The sequence below is a fragment of the Methylophaga lonarensis MPL genome (assembly GCF_000349205.1).
Lineage (GTDB): Bacteria > Pseudomonadota > Gammaproteobacteria > Nitrosococcales > Methylophagaceae > Methylophaga > Methylophaga lonarensis.
Genome location: NZ_APHR01000089.1, coordinates 1 through 6423 on the forward strand (window position 1 = coordinate 1; position 6423 = coordinate 6423).

A 6423-nucleotide genomic window follows, 5' to 3' on the forward strand; every position below is an offset into this window, starting at 1 on the left:
TCAGTGCCGCCAGACGTCATTATCTGGGGACCGAAGTGGCTCGCTCTATAGCCATGGAAAAGTTGATCCGCACCGACCAGAAGATCAGTTCATTGTCTCATCAGGAGTTTGCTGTTTTCCGAATGGTTGCCGAGGGGCTCAGCATTAATGAAATTGCCAACAGCCTGACACTCGCCCCCAAAACAGTCTCAAACTACAAAACCAACATGATGCGCAAACTGGGCACCACCAAACTGGCTGACATCATCTTTCTGGCTCAAAAAATCGGATTAATCCATTCACCACACAAATAATTGTGTGACGGGAAGTTTTTCCCATTTTTGCTTTTTTCCCCTGCTCATGCTGTGACAAGTTCCCTATCAGATAAGGGGTCGTCCTCTCTATCACCTCTATGCAACTAAAACCGATGATATGCCAAGTGAGTTGTTGACGACGCATCGTTTCAGTTGTTCCGCGTCGTTATACAGCTGACGTTCCCTAAAATTAGGAGGTTATATGAGAGAGAGAAATATAGGAAAGCTGAGCAAAAAAGGCACAGCAGTACTGCTTGGTTCAGTACTTGGCCTTGTCAGCTCTGGTGCGGTGTTGGCCAATAACACTTTGGTTGAATTGTCCAAAAGTGAATCAAACTGGGTGATGCAGGGTAAAAACTACTCAGCCGATCACTTCAGCACTCAAACGCAAATCAATAAAGACAATGTCAAAGATTTGCGTGCGGCATGGTCATTTTCGACCGGTGTACTGAGTGGTCACGAGGGTGCGCCACTGGTCATTGGCGACATGATGTACATTCACTCGCCATTCCCCAACATCACGTTTGCCATCAATCTGAACGATCCAGGAAGAATCGTTTGGGAACACAAACCTCAACAGGATCCGGCTGCACGCGCAGTTGCTTGTTGTGACGTGGTCAACCGTGGTTTGGCTTACTGGCCAGGTGATGACAAATTGCCTGCGATGATTGTAAAAAGTCAGCTGGATGGTCATGTTGTCGCACTGAATGCTGAAACAGGTGCGGTGCACTGGAAAGTAGAAACCGCCGATATCAGTGTTGGTCAGACTCAAACCCAGGCGCCTTTTGTGATCAAGGATCTGGTCATTCAAGGATCTTCAGGTGCTGAACTCGGGGTGCGTGGCTACCTGAGCGCCTTTGATATTCATACCGGTGAAATGGTCTGGCGCTGGTATGCCACAGGGCCTGATGATGAAATCGGCCTTGCCAATGATTTCAACAAGCACAATCCACACTATGGCCAGAAAGGTCTCGGCCTTTCAACATGGGAAGGTGATGCCTGGAAGATTGGTGGCGGTACCAACTGGGGCTGGTATGCCTATGACCCGGATCTGGAAATGTTCTACTACGGTTCAGGTAACCCTGCACCATGGAACGAAACCATGCGTCCAGGTGACAACAAATGGACCATGACCATCTGGGGTCGTGATGCTGATACAGGTCTGGCCAAATTTGGTTATCAAAAAACACCGCATGACGAATGGGACTATGCCGGTGTTAACGTCATGATGCTGTCTGAGCAAAAAGACAAAGATGGCAAAATGCGTCGCCTGCTGACCCATCCTGATCGCAACGGCATCATCTACACACTGGATCGTGAAACAGGTGATTTGGTTTCAGCCGACAAAATGGATGACACAGCCAACTGGGTCAAACACGTCGATATGCAAACCGGTCTGCCAGTCAGGGATCCTGAGTACAGCACTCGTATGGGTCATCGCTCACGCGATATTTGCCCATCGGCAATGGGTTTCCACAACCAGGGCATGGACTCATACGATCCTGACAGACAACTGTTCTTCCTGGGTTTGAACCACCTGTGTATGGATTGGGAACCGTTCATGTTGCCATATCGTGCAGGCCAGTTCTTCGTAGGTGCTAACGTCTGGAGTTACCCTGGTCCTAAAGGTGATCGCCAACAAGGTATTGGTTCAGGCCAAATCAAGGCTTACAACGCGATTACCGGTGAATTTGCCTGGGAAAAAATGGAGAAATTCTCTATCTGGGGCGGCACGATGGCAACCGCTGGTGGACTGGTTTTCTACGGCACACTGGATGGTTTCATCAAAGCTCGTGATTCCGACAATGGCGATCTGTTGTGGAAGTTCAAACTGCCGTCAGGCGCTATCGGCCATCCAATGACCTACACCCATAAAGGCACTCAATACGTCGCTATTAACTATGGCGTCGGCGGTTGGCCTGCTGTAGGTCTGGTGTTTGACCTGAACGATCCATCTGCTGGTCTTGGTGCAGTAGGTGCCTTCAGTGAGCTGGCACGTTACACCCAGATGGGTGGTGGTCTGATGGTCTTCTCTCTGGACGGCAGAAGCCCATACAACGATCTGAGCCTTGGCGAATACGAAATGTAAATTTCATTGATTCGTCAGGACCTTGGTTCTGAGTTATCAACCGGCTGGCAACATCCTGATGTTGCCAGCCATCCCAACCAGAGAGATGACAAATGTTAAACACAAATTCACATCGTGGAAGACCTTTATTGACGGCTTTCATAGCTGCAATCGGCATGACTTACGGCTCAGCATTTGCCGCATCACAGTCATTGCCTGAACAACTCAAAATCTGTGCAGCTGGTAATGAAATGCCATATTCCAATCGTTCAGAGCAGGGGTTTGAAAACAAAATTGCTCGTATTCTTGGCGAACAACTGCAAATACCTGTGGAATTTGTCTGGTCAGACAGGGCAGCAATTTTTCTGGTCACAGAACATCTGCTGAGAAACGAATGCGATGTCGTGATTGGGGTTGATGAAAATGACCCTCGCGTCGCTACAAGCGAGCCTTACTACACCTCCGGTTATGTTTTTGTTTACAAAGACAACGGAAGCCTTAACGTTCAAGACTGGCAAAGCCCCGATCTGAAAAAACTTGAGCGCTTTGCAGTCGTGCCGGGCAGTCCATCAGAAATCATGCTGCGAGAAATTGGCAAGTACGAAACCAATTTCAACTATGGAAAGTCTCTTTTTGGCTTTAAATCGCCAAGAAATCAATATATCCGCCTGGATCCGGAAAAGCTGGTCAACGAAGTCATTACCGGCAATGCCGATATCGCTCATTTATGGGCACCGGAAGTTGCACGCTATGTTCACAATGCTCGCGAACCGCTCACCATGGTGATGTCGCCCGCTAAGGTCACAGTCAGTACCGGTGAAGAGATTGTGCATCACTACCCTCAATCAATCGCAGTACGTGAAGATGATCAGGCGCTGCTCAACGCCATCAATCAAGCACTTTCCGAGGCACAACCACGGATTCGCAGTGTGCTTGAAGAAGAAGGCATTCCACTGCTTTAAATCATCACTCAGACTCAACAGGAACACTTTTATTTATGCGTAATACATCTAGATACAACCTGAAAACAGCAGTTTGTCTGCTGGCATTGACAGCGGCAAGTGGTGCCATGCTGATGCCAAGTACTGCTGATGCTCAGGTGACCTTCCGCAATATCAACAGCGGTGCGGTAATCGACTTTTCCTTCGGCAAAAAAGGCGAAGAGACAGAAGCCGTGAAACATTTTATGGCAACTGCTGAAAACCTCTACAACAATGATGAAGATGCCATTCGGATTGGTGAGGATTTGTTTATGACTGCCTGCTCAGGCTGTCATGGCCACCATGCAGAGGGCAAGCTTGGTCCAGCGTTGGGTGATACCTACTGGACTTATCCCAGTGGCCGAACTGACAAGGGTTTTTTTGAAATTATCTATGACGGTGCCCGGGCAATGATGGGACCACAACGCAATCAATTGACCAAAGATGAAATTCTCAAAGTGATGGCATGGGTTCGTAGCATCTACTGGGGTGATGCGGAACAAGCGTTATGGCTCACCGAAGAAGAACGGGAAAATTTCACGCCGGCGCCAATGCCTGAAGAATTTGCCGAAGCGCTTAAAGAATTTGAAAAGCGTCAAAACAGATAAACCGCTTAACGAGGGCCCTCCGGATGTTCCGGAGGGCAAACGTTAGATTGTAAAACCAAAAAAGGAGAGAACCATGAAAAAACTGAACGTACTGGCAGCTGCCGGTTCAGCAGCTCTGATGCTGGCAATGGGCACACCTGCCATTGCCTATGATGGCACCCAATGCCGTGCACCAGGTGATTGCTGGCAGGCAAAACCAGGCTTCCCTGAAAAAATTGAGGGTAGCAAATATGATCCCAAGCACAGTGAAGTTGAGCTCAATAAACAAACTCAAGCCATGAACGCCATGGAAGAGCGCAACCGCAAACGTGCTGAAAACTTCAAAAAAACGGGTACCTGGAATTACTAACCCGTCCGTGAGGCCGGCAATTGTCGGCCTCAACTTTTCTGACCCGCCTTGATTCCTCAACCGAGTAAGCACAAATGCAAAGAAGCAGCGTTATATCTGACAATCAGCTAGCCGATTGGCATACACTGGCAAACCGTGTTCAAGACAACATCAATAACCATATTCTGGGACAAAGTCATGTCGTCAAACTGTTGACGATTGCCATCTTTTGTCGCGGCCACGTGCTACTCGAAGGTGATGTCGGGGTAGGCAAAACAACACTATTGCGAATAGCAGCCGAAAGCCTTGGCGGCGACTTTGAACGCATTGAGGGCACCATTGATCTGATGCCCCATGACTTGATTTATTACACCCATATCGATGAACATGGCAAACCTGCCGTTGGCAAAGGCCCTCTGTTAAAACACGGCGAAGATTTGTCGATTTTCTTCTTTAATGAAATCAACCGGGCCAAACCTCAGGTTCATGCCATGTTGTTACGAATCATGGCTGAAAAAAGTCTCTCGGCATTCAACCAAAGTTTTCATTTCCCTTATCTGCAAGTGTTTGCCGATCGCAACCGTATCGAACGTGACGAAACCTTCGAGTTACCAGCAGCAGCACGCGACCGCTTCATGATGGAGCTGCACATTGCCCAGCCGTCGGCTGAAGATCAGCTGAAAATGTTGATGTTTGATACGCGTTTTTATAACTCCGACAGTCTGGTTGATGAGGCCCAGAAAGCAATTGTGCCTTATCGTGAGCTGAATCAAATTGCGGCACAGATTCAACAGCATATTCATGCCAGTCCTGCCATTCAGGATTATGGCTTCAGACTTTGTCAGGCTCTAAGAAACCCGGGCCAAGCCAATATTCAACTGAGTGATATTGATACCGAACATCTGATCGCAGGAGGCATGGGACCAAGAGGCATTGCTTTCTTGGCAAGAGCCGCAAGGGCAAATGCCTGGCTGGCTCAACGTGATTGTTTGACTCCTGAAGACTTCCATGCGGTGCTACCTGTTATCGCCAAACACCGTTTATTTGTTACACCCGCCTATCAATATGCAGCCGAACAGCTTGTTGAAGCCTTGATAGAAAAAGTCCTGGCACATATCCCGGCTCCCTGAGTTTGACTCACCATGCAAATGCAACAGGTTTTTAACTACAAAGCCCCATTTCTGCTGAATGCAATTAGTGATGGTTCGCATAAAAGTCGTCGCCATGGCATCGATGGTGAGTTTTATCGAAAGTCACCGTTTCTCTCGGATCCGGCGCCCAACAGGATCGATTTGCTGCAGAGCGTCAAAGATCCCTTTGAAACGATGTTTGTTAAAAGCTTTCGGCAACAAAATAAGCTTCAGGTGCTGACCTTGGTTGATGGCTCATCCTCCATGCGATTGGCTGACAAGCCTGACATCGTTGCGGAGTGCATGTTCAGCATTCAGCAATCCGTGTATGCGATGAACGATAACCATGATCGTTATCTGTTGACGGACCGCGTCCAGCAATTGCCTGCGAGCACACTGCTCAGTGATGAGCTTGCTCAACTCAACATGGCCTCACAGACCAATAATGATGCCTATGCTTTTTCTGCTCTGACCTCGCTATTGCCGACTCGCGCTGCTCTGGTATTTCTGATCTCCGATTTTCACTGGAGTGATATGAAAATCGCTCAAGTACTCCAGTCATTGCAAGGACATATCGTCGTGCCTTTGGTTATCTGGTTGCAAAGTGAGTATCAAAACTATCCACTCTGGCGATTTGTGAATGTCACAGATTCTGAAACTGGACAATCGCAATTAGTGTTTGTGACGCCCCATCAGCGCCAACAAATTGAACAATCGTTTGAGCTACGCAAACAGCATCTCAATCAGATGTTTAATCAATTTCAGCGACGGCCTGTCTGGTTTTTTGATCACTATTGCGTTCAGTCAATGCGGCGATATTTTAATGTTTAAACAAGTCCTGCTTTTAATGCTCACCTGCGGTTTTCTAAACGCTGGATACGCGGCTGAACCCGTTCAGCCACGCCTCAGCAAAGTCGACAGCGGACGTCACTTTGGCATTGTCACCGGCGACATCATTGAGCAGCGGTTTCATATTGTCACTGACCGGGACACGGCGCTKAGTCAATCATCATTGC

General features: G+C 48.2%; 8 protein-coding genes. All 8 read left to right on the plus strand.

Annotated features, from left to right (window positions below; all coding sequences use genetic code 11):
* Positions 1 to 293, plus strand: a 293-nt coding sequence (locus MPL1_RS12885) for a response regulator transcription factor (RefSeq protein ID WP_009727575.1), incomplete at its 5' end; no start/stop codon positions are given.
* 202 nt (positions 294 to 495) lie between these two features.
* A complete protein-coding gene (locus tag MPL1_RS12890) occupies positions 496 to 2382 on the plus strand; it encodes a methanol/ethanol family PQQ-dependent dehydrogenase (RefSeq protein WP_009727576.1) in 1887 nt (628 codons plus the stop codon).
* 92 nt (positions 2383 to 2474) lie between these two features.
* Entirely contained in the window at positions 2475 to 3323 is an 849-nt protein-coding gene (gene moxJ, locus MPL1_RS12895) for a methanol oxidation system protein MoxJ (protein WP_009727577.1), read from the plus strand.
* A 35-nt stretch (positions 3324 to 3358) separates the two neighbouring features.
* On the plus strand, positions 3359 to 3949 hold the full coding sequence (moxG, locus tag MPL1_RS12900) for a cytochrome c(L), periplasmic (RefSeq protein ID WP_009727578.1): 591 nt from the start codon (positions 3359 to 3361) through the stop codon (positions 3947 to 3949).
* A 73-nt stretch (positions 3950 to 4022) separates the two neighbouring features.
* Positions 4023 to 4298: a methanol dehydrogenase [cytochrome c] subunit gene (locus tag MPL1_RS12905; RefSeq protein WP_009727579.1), complete on the plus strand. Its 276-nt coding sequence runs from the start codon at positions 4023 to 4025 to the stop codon at positions 4296 to 4298.
* Positions 4299 to 4372: 74 nt separating this feature from the next.
* Positions 4373 to 5407: an AAA family ATPase gene (locus MPL1_RS12910; protein ID WP_009727580.1), complete on the plus strand. Its 1035-nt coding sequence runs from the start codon at positions 4373 to 4375 to the stop codon at positions 5405 to 5407.
* 12 nt (positions 5408 to 5419) lie between these two features.
* The gene (locus MPL1_RS12915; protein ID WP_009727581.1) at positions 5420 to 6238 is read left to right on the plus strand and encodes a DUF58 domain-containing protein; all 819 of its coding nucleotides are present in this window, start codon (positions 5420 to 5422) and stop codon (positions 6236 to 6238) included.
* On the plus strand, positions 6231 to 6423 hold a 193-nt coding region (locus tag MPL1_RS14220; protein ID WP_009727582.1), incomplete at its 3' end, for a hypothetical protein. The genes MPL1_RS12915 and MPL1_RS14220, both read left to right, overlap by 8 nt.